Source organism: Bacillus sp. NTK034 (assembly GCF_017303275.1).
GTDB lineage: Bacteria > Bacillota > Bacilli > Bacillales > Cytobacillaceae > Cytobacillus.
Window position 1 is genome coordinate 339,002 of sequence record NZ_JAFKOJ010000005.1, and the last position, 16,996, is coordinate 355,997.

Consider the following 16,996-nt stretch of genomic DNA (forward strand, 5'->3'; position numbering starts at 1 on the left):
ATCTTCCTTTTTTATATCATTCAATAAGTTTATTATTGTTTCTTTTGTCTTGATATCTACTTTAGATAGTATATTTCCGTATATACTTCTTACTTGGTCATTATTTAGAATTCTATAATGTAAAATTTCCATCCCATGATGGTCCGTCCCAGCTCGTAGGTTGTCTTCAGTCCTTCCATGTATCTTCTACAACTTTGGATGCACCCTCGATGACTCCAACAACCTTCTGCTCCTTACATCTCATTAGTCTTGCGGCAGAACCCTATAATGGTCCAGTGCAGCCGTTTCCCGATGGTCAAACTCCTCCAATTTTTGAACTGTTTTGCGACTTGAATCCTCGGCTCGCTTTAATGCCTGGATAAAACGGCCATCCTCCAGCTGTGGAAACGCAACAATATCGCTTACGGACTTCATGATTTCATTTGCTTCCTGTGTCAGCTCAGCAGTGATTTGAAGAGTGTTTCTTAGCCCCTGTTGGAGCTCATGCCTCCAGAAATTCCTGACGGATAAAGCCTGAAGGGTAGGGTTCAAGATTACTCAATGAACCTATGAAACTTTTTAAGTAGGATCGATACTCGTCAATCCAGGATTCAAGGAATTGCAAAAATGGCTGGTGGCATTCCTGAAAAAAAGCGCGTATAGCCTGGCCGCCCTGGCCTTTGAACGCATCATCAAGAGAGATTAGTTCCTGGATGGAAAACTGGACTTGATTTACCTGCTCCTTAAGAATCGATAATTGATTGCTGGTTTCGTGGATTCCTGCAAGCAAGGAATCTACTTCAAGAACTTTCAACAGAATCAGCTCCGTATTAAAAATTCCATTTTCTTCTTAAAGGACTCGGGCAATTAGTTGAATAGGAATTTAGGCATGAAATAGTGTAAAAAGTTCCTTAGGAATTGTTTAAATATGCTGTGTCATCATTGATTCCGACTTAACAAATTGAGTGGCAAGGTAATCCGCATGCCAAGACAGATCAATCTTTAAGTGGCATTAAAACTCTAGCAAAAAGGACTCTGAGAAAGCACAAGCAGCAGCTGATCAAATTATACGCAATACTTACCGGACTCTTATGACCAGAGGACAAAAATTTGTACTGACCCTTAGTGGAATGCTTACTTTGAAGAACGGTTTCAGCGAACAAGAACTAATAATGATGTTTCTCCTGGAAGAGTATTGAAAGTGGCTGAGGATTGGGAGGTTTATTAGAAAGAGAAATAAAAAAGTAGGAAAAGTGCCTTTTCCCTTTATAACATCTGGGTTGGGCACTTTTTTTATTGTTATTACTTCTGTAAGGTTCACCGGATTCTTTTTAAATTCTTCTGCCTTTTATTATTTATTCCCACGTTACGGTGTCGCTGCGGAGGAAGCAGCTGCCTGGTCGGCCTTCACACAATCAATTGCAACAACGAGTGCAATCATGATGGCTTCCATCTCTTCATCTATAATTTGAACCTTGTAGCTGTCGCCCCAAGTAAACCACTCCTTGCTCACTTTCCCTGCAACTTCGCCATGCTGTAATACCTGAAAATCCATATCCCACCAATTACCTTGTACTTCAATGCCTGCCGAATCAATCGTATAGCGTGCTTTAAAGAAGGATAACTCCTTCTTAATCGTCAGCACCTCTCGACCATTTACCTCAACAAAAAATTTCGGTAAAAAGCTAAACACCTTTTTCGTAATGAGGGCTATTTCATCTCTTGCTGTATTCATAATGGAGAATGTCTTTGGAATTTGCATAAAACTTCCCTCTACATAATATACATCGTTCTCCTGCTGGTCCTTTACTGTAAATTTGCCACTAAGACTAAACACCTTCTGCTTTATATAAAGTTGCCTCACTTTATGACCCCCTTTTTATATAGCATATTACAAATTAGTATAATCTTGTTCTAACTGTTATGAAACATCAAGGAAGACCACCATGTAACTAATCGGATTTAAAAGCGGCTTATGATACGGTTCACTTTGCATTTATGGTAAAGCTTCCTAAAGTTCATGCTAACTTAATAATGAATACAGTTGATATCCCATATAAATAGCCATAGCCCATATAATAAGAGTGGAAACTTGATTCATATATTTTAAGAACTTACCATTTTTATCAAATTGACCAATCTTCCTTCCAGAAATCGCTAAGAAAAAGAACCAGATCCAAGAAATCATAATACAAGCCACGGTAAACACCCATTTCTCAAATCCTGTATAAGCCAATGAACTAGTTCCTATAACTCCAATAGTATCCATAATAGCATGCGGATTAAGTAATGAGACAGAAGCAGCAAAAGTAACCTGACGACGTGCAGAAAAACGGTTTTGTTCTTGATTAGCGTTTATTTCGGGTGTATTTTTCCACATAATCCAACCCATATAGGCTAAGAAAAAGAATCCTACTAAAAATAACAAAATCTTTAACCATTCAAAACTAAAAACAATAATGGATACCCCGGCCACAGCTAAATAAATCAGTATTGTATCACAAACCCCTGCTGTAATAATTGCAGGTAAAGCATTGGTGAATTTGTTGTGTGTCGCTCCTTGATTAAATACAAATACATTTTGAACTCCTAAAGGTAAAATTAGTCCAAATGCCAATATCATTCCATGAAATAATGGTTCCATTATGATTCCCCCTATTCTTATCTAGAATAGCTAAGGACGAGTCATATGTCTCCAACCAATTGGATGGGATTCTATCCAACCATTTGGTATAATTTTAAAAAAGTGATTGGAGATAGCCTATGTCTGAATTAGATTGGAAGCCAGAAAAAAATTCATCCGTTCCTTTACATCAGCAAATATATGATTTTGTGAAAAACAAAATAATGAACGGTGAATGGACAATAGGCACTAAAATACCACCACAAAGAAATTTAGCAAAACGATTTCAAGTAAATCGCAGTACCATTGTAACTGCACTTGAAGAACTGGCTGCCAATGGATTAATTGAGTCTAAGGTTGGAAGCGGTACTAGGGTGATTAACAATACTTGGAGCCTGCTTGCTTCCACTCCTCCTCCAGATTGGATCAGTTATGTAAAATCCGGTATCCATAAACCAAATATAACGATCATCCAAGAAATTAATAAATCCGAAGCAGACCCTAATATGATTAGGCTTGGAACAGGAGAACTTTCACCAGACTTGTTACCCAATAAAAAAATGGGGCAAATACTGCAAATGGATAATGATCAGGCTTTATCTCTTGGATACATGGAGCCTAAAGGAAGTCTATCTTTACGTAAAACGGTAAGTGCATATTTAAGAACAAAAGGAATCAAAGCGTCACCAGAATCAATTTTAATTGTTTCTGGAGGACTCCAAGCATTGCAATTGATATCAATTGGATTATTAAAAAGAGGATCAACAATACTTCATGAATCACCATCCTATTTGAACTCAGTACACGTATTCCAGTCGGCTGGAATGAATTTATTGGGTATTCCCCTTGAAAAAGAAGGAATTAAAAGTGACTCAATTGGACGTATGAAGCGACAACATCATGCGGCTTTACTCTATACGATACCCACTTTTCATAATCCAACAGGCACATTAATGTCTGAAAAAAGGAGGCTTGAATTAATAAAGGTTTGTCAAAGGGAGTCATTACCTATAATCGAGGATGATGTTTATGGTGATTTATGGTTTGAAACCCCTCCGCCAAAGCCTTTGAAAGCTAATGACACACAAGGAAATGTCCTGTATATAGGAAGCATGTCCAAAACATTGAGCCCAGGTTTACGAATCGGCTGGATTGTGGGACCCGAATCTGTTATTGAACGTTTGGCAGATATAAAGATGCAAACAGATTACGGGTCAAGTTCCTTATCACAATATGCTGTAGACAAATGGCTTCGTAGTGGTATGTATGAGGATTTCTTAAAGGAAACAAAAGAGGAATTAAAACTCAGAAGGGATTTCACTATTCAAATTTTAAAGAAACATTTTTCTGAGATAGCAACATGGAGCATCCCAAAAGGTGGATTTTATATCTGGCTTAAATTACTAACAAGTGTTTCCACCCGAAAGCTATTTAACGCTGCCCTTCGAGAAGGAATTTTATTAAACCCGGGTAGTGTGTATGATAATAATGATGATCAGCACCTTCGTATTTCCTATTCATATGCTTCAATGGATCAACTAGAAGAAGGGCTGGTTTATTTAGCACAACTTATTAAAAATTCTTCTATGAATTGAATTTTATTGAGGATACCGTAATAACGGTATCCTTATTTTTATAAACGTCTATATATAAGTTTTTATCTAGGACAAGTTTAACTTTTTGTTTTACCACTATTTGTGATACGGTTCCCCCCGATTAATCCGAAAAGCCCTATAAACCTGCTCCAACAAGATCAGCTTCATCAACTGATGCGGAAACGTCATCTTCGAAAATGACAGCTTATCATCCGCCCGCTGCAAAACCTCCTGGCTCAATCCAAGAGACCCGCCAATGACAAATGCAATCTTGCTCTTCCCATATGTAGCCAGTTTATCCAGATTATCAGCAAGCTCTTCCGAAGATTTCATCTTCCCGTCTATTGCCAAAGCAATAACATGGGCATCCGGATGGATCTTCGCCAGGATCCGCTCACCCTCTTTTTGCTTCACCTGAATCATTTCCGTTTCACTTAGTTCTTCAGGGGCTTTTTCGTCTGGAACCTCAATGATGTCCAGTTTAGCATAGGCCGACAGTCTTTTCAGGTATTCGTCTATTCCCTGCTTCAAGTATTTTTCTTTTAGCTTTCCGACCGTAATAATAGAGATATTCACAGCATGTCCTCACTTTACAAACAAGATATCCACAGAAGTTATCCACATGTCCACATTTTTCATCCACATCTTGTATGGGATCATTCGTTCGCTACAACATATATTGCGTTATTTTGACAATATTCACAGGTTGTTGATAACTTTTTATCCTCTTCAAGTTTTGTTAATTGCGGGAATGTTTCGTACTCATCAACTACTATATCTATTGCCAGATCAACGTGTTCGTCACAGCAGTAAATCATTTTCAGCATGCTCCTTTTTAGGCTGGCAGCCTGTTTTTTTATCCGATCTGTGGATAATTTTTAATTTCTTCTATGTATATAAGTTATCCACATCTCATCTTAACAAAACAACAAAAAACAGGAAAGCGATTCCCGCTTTCCCATTTAGTCTTTCCATTAAAATGTCTCGCCGCTCAGCTTCATCGTTACTTCCTGAGTTTTGCCGTCACGGTAAAACTTAATTTTCATCTGGTCACCCACTGATTTCTTCGTATACAGATGCTGACGCAATTCGATGATGTCTTTGATTTCTTGTCCATCCATCTCGACGATCACATCCATTTCCTTCAGTCCTGCCTGTGCAGCTGGAGAGTTCGGTTCAACGGAAGTGATGGCCACACCTGCTTTAACATCCTTAGGCAGTTTCAGCGCTTCCTGCTGGTAGTAGCCAGGAATTTCATTGACCGATGCCAATTGTACGCCCATATACGGACGTTTTACTTCTCCGAACTTTTCAAGGTCATCAATAACTGGGCGTGCATAGTTAATCGGAATCGCCAATCCAATTCCTTCTACTGCACTCTCCGCAATTTTCATGGAGTTGATGCCGATGAGCTGGCCGCTGATATTAACCAGCGCTCCGCCGCTGTTACCCGGGTTGATGGCGGCGTCTGTCTGCAGCACCTCAGCCTGCCAGTCAACTGTTCCATTTTGATCGATATCAACCGGTATGGCACGCTCCAGGCCAGAAATAATTCCCTGTGTGACAGATCCGGAGAACTGGCCAAGAGGGTTCCCGATGGCAATGACAGGCTCGCCTGGCTTCAGTTTGTCTGAATCGCCGAATTCGGCAACTGTTTTAATTTCCTTTCCTTCTACTTCAAGCACTGCAAGATCCGTCCAAATGTCGCTGCCAACCAGTCTCGCGGGGAGCTTGGTGCCATCCTGCAGACTTACCTCCAGCTCCTGAGCGCCTTCTACCACATGGTGGTTTGTCACGATGAAGGCTGTATTTCCTTCCTTCTTATAAATAACTCCGGAACCTGTTCCGGCGGGCTGGCCGGCACTGCCGTTTCCTTCATTCGACCAAAAGCCGGCAGTCTGGATGTTCGTAATGCTTACGACCGCATCCCCAGCTTTGTCGACCGCTTTAGTTACATCTGTTGTCACATCAAGTGAGACATTCTGAACATTGGCGTTATTGTTATTTTCTGCTGCTTCATCCTGCAGCTTTTCATCCGGTTCAACCGTATAAGGGAGCACGTTGTAGTCAGATAGCTTTGGCACCGCAACCACGACCAGGATGGCCCCTAATATGACTCCAACAAGGCTGGCCAGAAAATATCCGCCCTTGTTGCCTTTTTGCCCTTTATAACGGTTCTGATGATCTTGATCATAATAGCCCAAACTGCACCCATCCTTTCTTTCATTTGCAAAAAACCGCTGTTAAAAAAGCTCTTTTTAAAAAATAAATGCTAAAATTTAGTCTTCCTTTATACCCAATATTATACTCTCCTGTTTTTAAAAATCTAATAAAAACGCACTTGCTGCAGCAATCTTACGACTTTGTTCATACTTTTTTTATATTTTTTCAAAAAAAGAAAAGAGGAACACACGGAAACGGCTGTCTCTCTGTGTATTCCTCTTCTGGTTATATTTAAACGGCTGTTAAAATCGTTGGGACCTTCGGATCGGTATCATAAAGGTCGAATTGTTCACCGACAATGATCCCGCGGCTTTCAAGTGTCTGTGATACGGACATTCTCGCCAGATCCTTAATATTGTTATCCTGGCTTAAATGGGCCAGATAAAAGCTCTTCGTCCGGTCGCCGGCCACTTCGCTCATCGCAAGGGCTGCATCCTCATTGGATACATGTCCGACATCGCTTAAGATCCTTCTTTTTATATTCCACGGGTAGCGGCCCATGCGAAGCATCTGGACATCATGATTGCTTTCAAATACATAAGCCTCCGCATTCGAAATCAGGCCTTTCATGCGGTCGCTGACATATCCTGTATCGGTGATCAGCACAAGCTTTTTCCCATTATGATGGAATACATAAAACATGGGATCGGCCGCATCATGGGAAACCCCAAAGGATTCAATATCAAGGGCTCCGAATGTTTTCACCGTTTCCATATCAAAATGAAACTTCTGGTCAACCGGGACCTGTCCAATCAGTCCGTCCATGGCCAGCCATGTTTTTTCATTCGCATAGATCGGCAGGTTATACTTCCGGGCTAGAATCCCGACACCCTTAATATGATCGCTATGCTCATGGGTCACCAGTATCCCTGAAAGCTTGCCGATGTCCCGGCCAATATGCTGAAATAATCCTTCCATTTGCTTCCCGCTTAATCCGGCATCAACCAGAAAGGAATGTTCCTCCGTCTCGACAAAGATCGCATTCCCAGTACTGCCGCTCGCGAGAACGCTGAATTGTAAAGACATGTTCTCCTCACTCCACTATTTTTTTCTCCTCGTTGTTCAGCTTAATGATTTTGCCCTCAAAGGCATCAACAAATAAATTCTCCTCGTCATTAATGACAAATCGCCAGGCAGGCGTTAACAATTGCGAAGAGCTCAAATGCACAAAGGTAAAATAACCAAGCTCTACATTTGTAATTTTTGACTTCGGCTGCAGTGAGCCGTTCTTGTAAAGTGTTTCAACTGCCTTTATCGGCTGAATGACTTTTTCACTTTCTTCCTTCGACTCAATCTTTGTCAGGAGCGTCTGCTTATAAGAGACAATTTCATTTTCATCATTTAAATAAAATGTGAGCTCGCCATTTAAATTCATATAAAACATCTTGCCTTCAAATTCCTGATAATAGGTAATTTTATTACTGTTTTCAGGTTTCTCCCAGAAGCGGTATTGTTCGCCGTATAACACCCTGTTTTTGATAAAAGCGGATAATTCGGAAGGACTGAATTTATCACTGATCTTGATCGACTCGTCCAGGACAGAATTCAGAGTTGTCCCTTCTGTAATCGTAATTTCCTGGCCCTCCAGCCTTGTATCTCCTTCAAGGTCTTCAATATCAAATTCCACCGGTTTAGCCCTCAAATACCGGTCTTTCGGGTTACTTTTAGGAAGGGGCTCCTCAAATGTGATATCCGCACTCTTAAGCTGTTTTTCAAGGGATGCTTGTGCAATCGGTTCAAATTCACTGGCTTCCTTCAATTTGAAAAACTCATACATCAAATAAATATCCAGCACCAGGAAGGTTAGAATAAAGATTGTTTTGATCTTACTCCAATCCATTATTCATGCCCCCTGTCTCATCAAGCGAAATGCTTTTCCAAGTTCCTTCATACCGGTAGTACCAGGAAGGCTCCAGACGGATGAAGGTAGTCTGAGCTTCCTTGACCAGCATCATCTTATATCCCAGCTTTACATTCTCCAGCAATTCCGGATCAAGCCCTTCCAGACCTAACAAGTATTCCAATACCCGGGTCCCCGAACTTAGAGATACTTCTGATGGCTGTTCAGCACTCAGTCCAAGCTGGAAATTGCTCCGAAAATATTCGTAAATTTCATTTTGCCCCCAAATCTGGCGGATTTCAGAAATTTTCGGATCATCGCTGAAAATTGGATAACCTGCCGAATCATACATCCTGAATACCACTCTATGATTCAGCTCGTCTATTTCGGCAAATTGGTAATTGTCTGTCCACCCAGAATGTCCGTTAATGTAATCAATGCTCCTTTTCAGCAGGTCGCCTGACGGAAAAGTCGGGTTATCCCCGGCAGCCGGCTTTACATATCGAAGGGTATTTTTGTCGGAATTTACCCTCAACAGGCTTAAGGTATCATTATACTCATCCTCTGATTGCTGAAAGCTTTTCTGTACGACACTTGGATCACTGAATAGAGCATTTTTATATTGTTCAGAGTCCAATTTTTTCTCCAAATACTGATATCTCACCATTTTTGTATCCTGTGAAGGCAGGAAAATGGTCCTTTCATCAGATGGTTTATATGCAAAATAGGCTTTATATTCAGGGTTGTACTCCGATAGATTGAAGAATTGACTTTTGAAATTCTGAATAAAGGAAACAGGCACACGGCTTCTAAAGACCTGCCGGTTATCCATAGATACAAAATCGACAATTCCATCCTTTTTCTCCAATTGCCTAGTATCAATGACAATATAGTCAAACTGAAAATTAGTCAGATTTTTATCAGCAATTTTAATTACTGATTTGTACAATTCAATCGGAACAGAATCCGGAAACGCAAGAACGGCTTTTCCTTCATCATGGACAAACGAAGGAAGAATGCCCGCTTCCTCTGTGATATTTTCAAAGTCAGCAAAATTCCACTCGCTGATTTCTTTCATGATTTTATCAATTTCACCTGGACTGACTGTTCCAAAGGTCTTTTTCTCCCCGAGATGGAATAAGAGGGTGTCCGGTCTGACAATCTGATTCACTTCTTTTTTTTCCGCTATTGTTACTTCCTGAACGGTATTTGCTTCTTTTTCAATCCGTTCAAAGTTCGGCTGGTAGGTCCAAAGGTTCCAGGTCAGGAGGGCGCTTGTCACTACTAGAATGGTCAGTATGATGGTTTTTATATTTTCATAACTCATTCCCAATCATCCTCTTCCGAGCGAACATATGGAAGGCTAAATGAAATCGTTGTCCCTTTCCCTTCTGTACTCGCTGCCCAAATTTTTCCGCCATGCGCTTCCACCATTTCTTTCGCAATGGCCAATCCGAGGCCTGTTCCGCCAAGCTTTCTCGTCCTGGCTTTATCCACCCGGTAAAAACGCTCAAAAATCTGATCAATATTTTCTTTTGGTATCCCCACACCCTGGTCTGAAACGCTGACAATAATAAATTCATCCTTTTCCTCAATGCTGAAGGTCACTTTTCCGCCTTCCGGAGAGTATTTAAGTGCATTCGAGATGATATTGTCCAGCACCTGGGTGAGCTTGTCTTCATCTATTTCCACAAAAGCTGAATGGTCCGGAAGTTTCCTTTCAAATGTAACATTCTGCTGCTTCGTCATTTCAAAACGGTCTATAATTCTATTATAGAAGAAAATAAAATCAGTCCAATCCTTGGTCAAGCGATAATCCTTGCTGTCCATTTTAGACAGCTGCAGCAAATCATTGACCAGGCGGATCATCCGCTCTGTTTCATTTTGGGTGACATCCAGGAAGTTTGGGGCAATCTCCTCATCTCTCCAGGCACCTTCCGCAAGAGCCTCCAGATAGCTTCTCATCGTTGTCAGCGGCGTCCTGAGTTCATGAGATACATTCGCCACAAATTCGCGGCGTTCCATGTCAATTTTCTCCTGCTCAGTAATATCATGCAAAACGGTAATTAAGCCGTTTACAAAGCCGGTTTCTTTTTGGATAACCGAAAAATTAGCGCGAAGGATCAGTGTTTTCGATTTGCTGCTGTAATCCAGGATAACCGAATCGCGCTCGTTCAATAGCTCTTCAAAGGTATAATCTTCTTCAAGGCCGAGCAAAGAAACAATCGGAGAAGACAGGACCGTTTCACGTGAAACATTCAGCATTTTTGCTGCAGGCTCATTAATTAAAATCACACGCCCTTTGCGGTCGGTTGCGATGACTCCATCGGTCATATAAGAAAGAACGGAGGACAATTTGCGCCGTTCGCCTTCTGTTGTAGCATGAGCTTCCTGAAGTTTCTTTGTTAAACTGTTAAAGGTAATGGCCAGCTGACCAATTTCGTCATACCCATACACCTTAACCTTGCGGGAGAAGTTCCCTTTTGCCATGGCAAGCGCCTGTTTCCGCATATCTGAAATCGGACGTGTCACCGTCTGGGCAAGGAGTATGCCCAGAATCGCTGTGATTGCTAACGCAATGGCTATACCGGTAGTGAAAATATTATTAATCTGCCTCATCTGTTCATAGATGTTCTCGATTTTAGCAACCAGATAGATGGCTCCATTGACATCCCCGTTATTTTTAATAGGCGTGACGAGAACCCATATCCGTTGCCCTTGGTCAACCAGATCCTCCGTTACCGGCTGCCTGGTGGCTATGGCCATTTTGATCAGATTATCAGTAGACCTCCCCCCGACAACCCCCTGATTATCGGGATCGGAGGTGCCAAGTATTTTCAGTGATTCATCAACCACACGGACTTCGGATATATCCGCCGAGTTGTAATCACTTAATAGCCTTCTTATATCTTCCTCCTGGGATGTTGCTTCCTCATCAGGAATCCTCACCTTGGTCATTTGTTCCTCTACATAATAGGTGAGAAGGTTAACCCTCTCCTGAATGGCATCCTTGAAATTGTCCTTTAAGGTCGTCTCCAGCTGCCTGACAAAGTAGACCCCGATAATCTGCATGGCTACCAGGATGAGAAGAACATATATGATCACAAACTTCAAATGAATGGACCGAAAAAAACCAACCTTTTCCATGTACCCTTTTACTCCTGTTCAGGATTCCGCAAGTAATAACCGACTCCTCTTCTTGTCACGATCCATGTCGGGTGGCTTGGATTATCCTCAATTTTCTCCCGCAGTCTCCTTACGGTTACGTCAACTGTTCGGACATCACCATAATAATCATAGCCCCATACGGTCTGTAGGAGATGCTCCCTCGTCATGACTTGTCCAATATGTTTGGCTAAATAGTGAAGAAGCTCAAATTCACGGTGAGTTAATTCAATCGTCTCACCGCGCTTGGAAACCACATAGGCATCCGGGTGAATAGTCAGGGAACCAACTTCAATTTCGTTGGATTCATCCTCTTCTTCCGTCTTGGAAGCAATTTGCTGATGGCGCCTCATATTAGCCTTCACACGGGCAATCAATTCTCTCGTGCTGAACGGCTTTGTAACGTAGTCATCTGCACCCAGCTCAAGTCCCAAAACTTTATCAATTTCAGAATCCTTTGCTGTCAGCATAATGATTGGCATATCGTATTTCTTGCGCACTTCGCGGCATACCTCAATGCCGTCCCTCTGCGGAAGCATGATATCAAGCAGAATCAGGTCCGGCTTGATTTCTTCTACTTTATCGAGTGCGTCATTGCCATCATAGGCACACACCACTTCATAGCCTTCTTTTTTCAAATTAAACTGCAGTATATCTGCAATTGGTTTCTCATCGTCTACAACCAGAATTTTTTTATCCATACCTATCTCCTTTTTCTTGCTCATTTATTTATTTTTGGAGCAGTAGAAGTCAGTTTCATACATATGTTATCTACTTTACTTTACCATTTTAACAATGGGAATTCACCTATTAAGAAAAGCGGAAGCGCCTTGCCCACCCCCGACAAGCACAAGAAGAGCCTCCCGGAAAGGCGTTCTTTGCCTTTTGGGGAGGATGGGCTTGTGACCTCGAGGGGGTAGGCGCTGGAGCTAGACAGTTAGCAAAGGCCTGTAAAACTTTTGTGTGTATTTTATCTTATTCTTAACTACAAAAGCCTCTAGCATGAAAGCTAGAGACTTTTTAGCAGAAATTATTTATTTATTTATTTATTTATTTATATATTTAAGCGGATCTTGCATTTTTCCGTTTTTGTATACTTCAAAATGCAGGTGGACACCGGTTGAATCTCCAGTAGATCCCATTACACCGATCTTTGAGCCTTTTGAGACGGTTTGGCCAACGCTGACACTGATGGAGTCGAGATGGGCATAAACTGTGCGATAGCCATTATTATGGTCGATGACGATTTTGTTGCCATAGCCGCCATCCCTGCCTGCAGAGACAACTGTTCCATTGTCAGCTGCTTTGATCGTCCGGTCGCTAGGCCTTGCAATGTCAATTCCCTTATGCATTTTCCCCCAGCGGTAGCCCATTTTACTTGAGATATAGCCGCCGACTGCAGGATAAGCAAAGGTGCCTTCACCGCGGGATGGAATGACCTTGGTTCCCTTGATCACAATTTGTTTCACAGGCTCTTCAAGAACCTTTTCTTCTTTTACTTCTTTTTTGACCGTTTGGCCGTTTTCTTCAGAAATCAGATAGGTTGCAGCTCGAACGCCTTCCTGGCCTTCTTGCTTTATTTTCGTTTCGCCTTTAGGCATGCTGCTGTCTTCGATGACTTCTTGTTCGTAGTCAATTTTTTCCTTCTTGAAAACTTCCTTATCTGCTATCACTTTTACATACGGTTTGTAGACAGTCACATTTAATTCCTGCCCAGCTTTGATAAGGGAATCTTCCTTGAGTCCGCTGTTCAGCTCAATCAGCTGCTTCATATCGAGGTTATGGGCACTGGCGATATTGCTTAGTGCGTCACCTTCTTTAACCTCATATTTCTTTTCCTCAAGGGTTCCCTTTTGCAAAAGCTTCACGGCCTCATCTGCACTGATAATCTGATCCGGTTTCACGGATGTTTCAGAGATGGATACATCTTCCGTAAAACGGACATCTAAAAGACGTGTTTCATTTTCCTTCAGCTGAGGTAAAGGCGTATTAGCAGACGCCTTTCTTTCCTCGAGAGTCTTTATATCTTTATCTGATACATAAGAACTCTTGATTTTCTGAAGCGCCGCTTTGGCCTGCTCGTCATTTTCAACATATGCCACCTCTTTGCCGCCAATCACTAATGCAGCCGCTTCGGCATGAACTTCCATCTTTTCTTTTAAGCCATTGACTGCTTCTAATTCATTCACTTCTGAACTGGACTCAAAAACCTGTTCAGGAATGAATGATAGCTCAGTTGCCAGCGCCAGCTTCATTCCCTTGTGGGAACCTTCTGCCTCACTGATCTTTTTATCCGCAATATCCTCAATGACTTTCTTATCTGACACCGTTCCGATATATTCATCACCCATATAGACATAATAAACCGTTACAAGCTTATCATCATTAGCGGAAGCGGAAACGCCGCCTGCAAATGTTAAAGCAGCTGCTGCAAAACCAGCCGCAATCGTTCTATTTATGGTTTTATTAAAGCTCTTCACTGTTGATTCTGATGCTGAGGTTACTTTCTTCACCCATTTGAACATGGTTACATCCCCCTAGACTACGGTAACAAAAGACACTTTCATTTAGTGCTATGTAACTACGAATTTGTCAACCTGTTTTTTTCACAATATTTACTTTACCATACAGCAAAGCAAATAGATTACCAGACTCGGGAATGTAACAAAAATGTATAATAGCTGACATTTTATGACTATTAATGGTAAATTTTCTAAAGGAATAAAGAGGTTTTTTATCGAAGAAAAGGTAGGAAATTATCCCTATTTATAGGGGTTTATTAGAGGTACGAAAGAAGATGAGTTAGGGGAGTGCTACATTACACCGGCCATGTAGCCGGAACCTGCCTTTATTACATGAATATAACAAAAAAGAGCATGATTGGTTACATACTCCTTTTTGGGATGGCTCAGGACGGAATCGAACCGCCGACACAAGGATTTTCAGTCCTTTGCTCTACCGACTGAGCTACTGAGCCTTATTAAGTTATTTTGCCTAAAAAATGTTTGGCTTCGTCCTTCGTCCCGATTTATCAATCGGTACGCTGAAGTGTTTCAAGGTAGCTTATTCGGTCGTGCTCTATCGACTGAGCTACTGATCCTTAATTCATTTTGAGACTGAATATGTAAATGGCGGTCCGGACGGGACTCGAACCCGCGACCTCCTGCGTGACAGGCAGGCATTCTAACCAACTGAACTACCGGACCAAATAATAACCGCCAGCAAGTAAGCTGGGCTTGCCAGCCGTTTGCTGACGGTTATTCGCCATGACCCCTACGGGATTCGAACCCGTGTTACCGCCGTGAAAGGGCGGTGTCTTAACCGCTTGACCAAGGGGCCAAAAAATATAAATGGTGAGCCATGAAGGACTCGAACCTTCGACCCTCTGATTAAAAGTCAGATGCTCTACCGACTGAGCTAATGGCTCATACTTTGAATGTTTCCTAAAGCCTGATACTGCTAAGTCAGATGTTCCAAAGCCCTGCGTGTTTTGTCACAGATTGCTATTCGGGTGAAGAAATTCACTGATGCTGCAATCTGCTCTACCGACTGAGCTAATGGCTCATACTAGTACTGTGTGTGTTTCCAAGGTTGCCACCTTGGCGACGCTTTTTATAATATCATAGAGTTTTATAAAAGCGCAATAACTTTTTATAAAAATATTATTTTAGCGGAATTCTGCGGCAAGGTAGTGCCTGATCTTTAGACTGGAGTCCCCGTTTTAGGGATTGCTTGCCCCTTGATTTATGGATTCTATTCCCCATTTTTGATGCTTTATTCCTCAATTTTGCAGTTCTTTTCCCCAATTTGAACAAACTATAACTGATTCGGACTCATTCCCCTGATTTTCTCCTTTTCCTGTCCGAATGAACACCTGATTCGGACTCATTCCCCTGATTTTCTCCTCTTCCTGTCCGAATGAACGCCTGATTCGGACTCATTCCCCTGATTTTCTCCTCTTCCTGTCCGAATGAACACCTGATTCGGACTCATTTCTCTGATTTTCTCCCCTTTCTGTCCGAATGAACGCCTGATTCGGACTCATTTCTCTGATTTTCTCCTCTTCCTGTCCGAATGGGCGCCTGTTTCGGACCCGGCACCTTCAATTTCAGCTTCTCCTGTTCGCATACACAAGCCCACACAAAAAAAAGCCCTAATTCGCATTAGGGCTTTCTACAATCAAGTATTAGTTCTGTCTCCATGGGCTGCGGACTACGTTTGTCTGTGTGCGGTCCGGACCGACTGAGAAGATTGATAATGGAATTCCTGTCAGCTGTGAAACACGCTCCAGATAGTGGCGGGCATTCGCAGGAAGCTCATCCAGTGATTTGCAGCCTGTGATGTCTTCTGTCCAGCCTGGAAGCTCTTCGTATACCGGCTCACAATCAGCCAGTACTTTTAAGCTTGCAGGGAATTCTTCGATTACTTCTCCATTATAACGGTATGCTACACAGATTTTTAATGTCTCAATTCCAGTCAGTACATCGATGGAGTTAAGAGAAAGGTCTGTAATACCGCTGACACGGCGGGCATGGCGGACAACCACGCTGTCGAACCAGCCGACACGGCGGGCACGGCCAGTGGTTGTTCCGTACTCACGGCCTACTTCACGGATCTGATTTCCGATTTCATTATCAAGCTCAGTTGGGAATGGACCGTCACCTACACGAGTCGTATAGGCCTTGGATACACCCACAACATGCTTGATTTTTGTAGGGCCGACACCAGAACCGATTGTTACGCCGCCAGCCACAGGGTTAGAGGATGTAACGAATGGGTAGGTACCCTGGTCGATATCAAGCATAACTCCTTGTGCACCTTCAAAAAGCACACGGCGGCCTTCATCCAATGCGTCGTTAAGCACAACAGAAGTATCGCAGACATAATGCTTGATCTGCTGGCCGTATTCGTAGTATTCATCCAGGATTTCTTCGATTGTAAATCCTTCTGTTTCATAGAAGCGCTCAAGCAGGCGGTTCTTTTCTTCAAGGTTGCGCGCAAGCTTTTCCTCAAACACTTCACGGTCAAGAAGGTCCGCGATGCGGATTCCGTTGCGGGCTGCTTTATCCATGTAAGCAGGGCCGATGCCTTTTTTCGTTGTACCGATCTTGTTTGCGCCTTTGCGCTCCTCTTCCACTTCATCAAGCTTCAGGTGATATGGAAGGATGACATGTGCGCGGTTTGAGATGCGCAGGTTGTCTGTTGTAACTCCCTTATCATGAAGATAAGCCAATTCCTTTACAAGCGCTTTTGGATCGACAACCATTCCGTTTCCGATCGTACAAATTTTATCGCTATAGAATATTCCAGATGGAATTAAATGAAGCTTATATGTTTCACCGTTGAATTTGATGGTATGACCTGCATTGTTTCCGCCTTGGTAGCGTGCAATAACCTCTGCATTTTCAGAAAGGAAGTCTGTAATTTTTCCTTTCCCTTCATCTCCCCACTGTGTTCCAACTACTACTACTGATGACATAAAAAAAGCACCTCCGGGAATCCCATGGTTTAGTATTTTCTATAAAATCATTTTTAATTAAGTAACTTATTTCAACCACTTTAGTTTATCAA

Annotated in this window: 15 protein-coding genes, 4 tRNA genes and 1 pseudogene; 2 read left to right on the forward strand and 18 right to left on the reverse strand. The window is 42.2% G+C overall.

What is annotated here, in order from left to right; genetic code table 11:
- Window positions 1-243 precede the first annotated feature (243 nt).
- Complete coding sequence (locus tag JI665_RS28645; RefSeq protein ID WP_244671222.1) at window positions 244-531, reverse strand: T7SS effector LXG polymorphic toxin; 288 nt, start codon at window positions 529-531, stop codon at window positions 244-246.
- Window positions 482-793 carry a T7SS effector LXG polymorphic toxin gene (locus tag JI665_RS28650; protein ID WP_244671223.1) on the reverse strand — a complete coding sequence of 104 codons (312 nt, stop codon included), beginning with the start codon at window positions 791-793 and terminating at the stop codon, window positions 482-484. The genes JI665_RS28645 and JI665_RS28650 overlap by 50 nt, the downstream gene beginning before the upstream one ends.
- A 170-nt stretch (window positions 794-963) precedes the next feature.
- On the opposite strand from JI665_RS28650, the pseudogene JI665_RS28655 reads away from it, so the two are divergent.
- A pseudogene (locus JI665_RS28655) lies at window positions 964-1,088 on the forward strand (DNA/RNA helicase domain-containing protein); the annotation flags it as partial.
- A 257-nt stretch (window positions 1,089-1,345) separates the two neighbouring features.
- Here JI665_RS28655 and JI665_RS16640 read toward each other — a convergent pair.
- Together JI665_RS16640 and JI665_RS16645 are read right to left on the reverse strand one after the other, a co-directional pair.
- Complete coding sequence (locus tag JI665_RS16640; protein WP_206840974.1) at window positions 1,346-1,843, reverse strand: LURP-one-related/scramblase family protein; 498 nt, start codon at window positions 1,841-1,843, stop codon at window positions 1,346-1,348.
- Between the two features lie 159 nt (window positions 1,844-2,002).
- Window positions 2,003-2,623: a LysE/ArgO family amino acid transporter gene (locus tag JI665_RS16645; protein WP_206840976.1), complete on the reverse strand. Its 621-nt coding sequence runs from the start codon at window positions 2,621-2,623 to the stop codon at window positions 2,003-2,005.
- Window positions 2,624-2,742: 119 nt separating this feature from the next.
- On the opposite strand from JI665_RS16645, the gene JI665_RS16650 reads away from it, so the two are divergent.
- Window positions 2,743-4,197, forward strand: coding sequence for a PLP-dependent aminotransferase family protein (locus JI665_RS16650; RefSeq protein ID WP_206840978.1), 1,455 nt, complete (start codon window positions 2,743-2,745; stop codon window positions 4,195-4,197).
- Between the two features lie 96 nt (window positions 4,198-4,293).
- On the opposite strand, the gene rlmH is transcribed toward JI665_RS16650, so the two are convergent.
- From rlmH to JI665_RS16720, 14 genes are all read right to left on the reverse strand, one after another.
- On the reverse strand, window positions 4,294-4,773 hold the full coding sequence (rlmH, locus tag JI665_RS16655; protein ID WP_206840980.1) for a 23S rRNA (pseudouridine(1915)-N(3))-methyltransferase RlmH: 480 nt from the start codon (window positions 4,771-4,773) through the stop codon (window positions 4,294-4,296).
- Between the two features lie 80 nt (window positions 4,774-4,853).
- Window positions 4,854-5,024 carry a CxxH/CxxC protein gene (locus tag JI665_RS16660; RefSeq protein WP_374940688.1) on the reverse strand — a complete coding sequence of 57 codons (171 nt, stop codon included), beginning with the start codon at window positions 5,022-5,024 and terminating at the stop codon, window positions 4,854-4,856.
- 147 nt (window positions 5,025-5,171) lie between these two features.
- Window positions 5,172-6,401, reverse strand: a complete 1,230-nt coding sequence (locus tag JI665_RS16665) for a S1C family serine protease (protein WP_206840982.1) — start codon at window positions 6,399-6,401, stop codon at window positions 5,172-5,174.
- A 250-nt stretch (window positions 6,402-6,651) separates the two neighbouring features.
- Window positions 6,652-7,446, reverse strand: a complete 795-nt coding sequence (locus tag JI665_RS16670) for an MBL fold metallo-hydrolase (protein ID WP_206840984.1) — start codon at window positions 7,444-7,446, stop codon at window positions 6,652-6,654.
- A 7-nt stretch (window positions 7,447-7,453) separates the two neighbouring features.
- On the reverse strand, window positions 7,454-8,260 hold the full coding sequence (locus tag JI665_RS16675) for a two-component system regulatory protein YycI (RefSeq protein WP_206840986.1): 807 nt from the start codon (window positions 8,258-8,260) through the stop codon (window positions 7,454-7,456).
- Complete coding sequence (locus tag JI665_RS16680) at window positions 8,247-9,587, reverse strand: YycH family regulatory protein (protein ID WP_206840989.1); 1,341 nt, start codon at window positions 9,585-9,587, stop codon at window positions 8,247-8,249. Before JI665_RS16680 ends, JI665_RS16675 begins: the two co-directional genes overlap by 14 nt.
- A complete protein-coding gene (walK, locus tag JI665_RS16685; RefSeq protein ID WP_206840991.1) occupies window positions 9,584-11,407 on the reverse strand; it encodes a cell wall metabolism sensor histidine kinase WalK in 1,824 nt (607 codons plus the stop codon). The genes JI665_RS16680 and walK overlap by 4 nt, the downstream gene beginning before the upstream one ends.
- A gap of 8 nt (window positions 11,408-11,415) precedes the next feature.
- On the reverse strand, window positions 11,416-12,126 hold the full coding sequence (yycF, locus tag JI665_RS16690; RefSeq protein ID WP_206840993.1) for a response regulator YycF: 711 nt from the start codon (window positions 12,124-12,126) through the stop codon (window positions 11,416-11,418).
- A 345-nt stretch (window positions 12,127-12,471) separates the two neighbouring features.
- Window positions 12,472-13,950 (reverse strand): M23 family metallopeptidase, encoded by a 1,479-nt coding sequence (locus tag JI665_RS16695; RefSeq protein WP_206840994.1) that lies wholly within the window; start codon window positions 13,948-13,950, stop codon window positions 12,472-12,474.
- A 379-nt stretch (window positions 13,951-14,329) separates the two neighbouring features.
- Window positions 14,330-14,402: transfer RNA gene (locus tag JI665_RS16700), tRNA-Phe, on the reverse strand.
- Between the two features lie 152 nt (window positions 14,403-14,554).
- Window positions 14,555-14,631 (reverse strand) — tRNA-Asp (locus JI665_RS16705).
- 61 nt (window positions 14,632-14,692) lie between these two features.
- A tRNA-Glu gene (locus tag JI665_RS16710) sits at window positions 14,693-14,764 on the reverse strand.
- Window positions 14,765-14,776: 12 nt separating this feature from the next.
- A tRNA-Lys gene (locus JI665_RS16715) sits at window positions 14,777-14,852 on the reverse strand.
- 759 nt (window positions 14,853-15,611) lie between these two features.
- The gene (locus JI665_RS16720) at window positions 15,612-16,904 is read right to left on the reverse strand and encodes an adenylosuccinate synthase (RefSeq protein ID WP_206840996.1); all 1,293 of its coding nucleotides are present in this window, start codon (window positions 16,902-16,904) and stop codon (window positions 15,612-15,614) included.
- Between the last annotated feature and the right edge of the window lie 92 nt (window positions 16,905-16,996).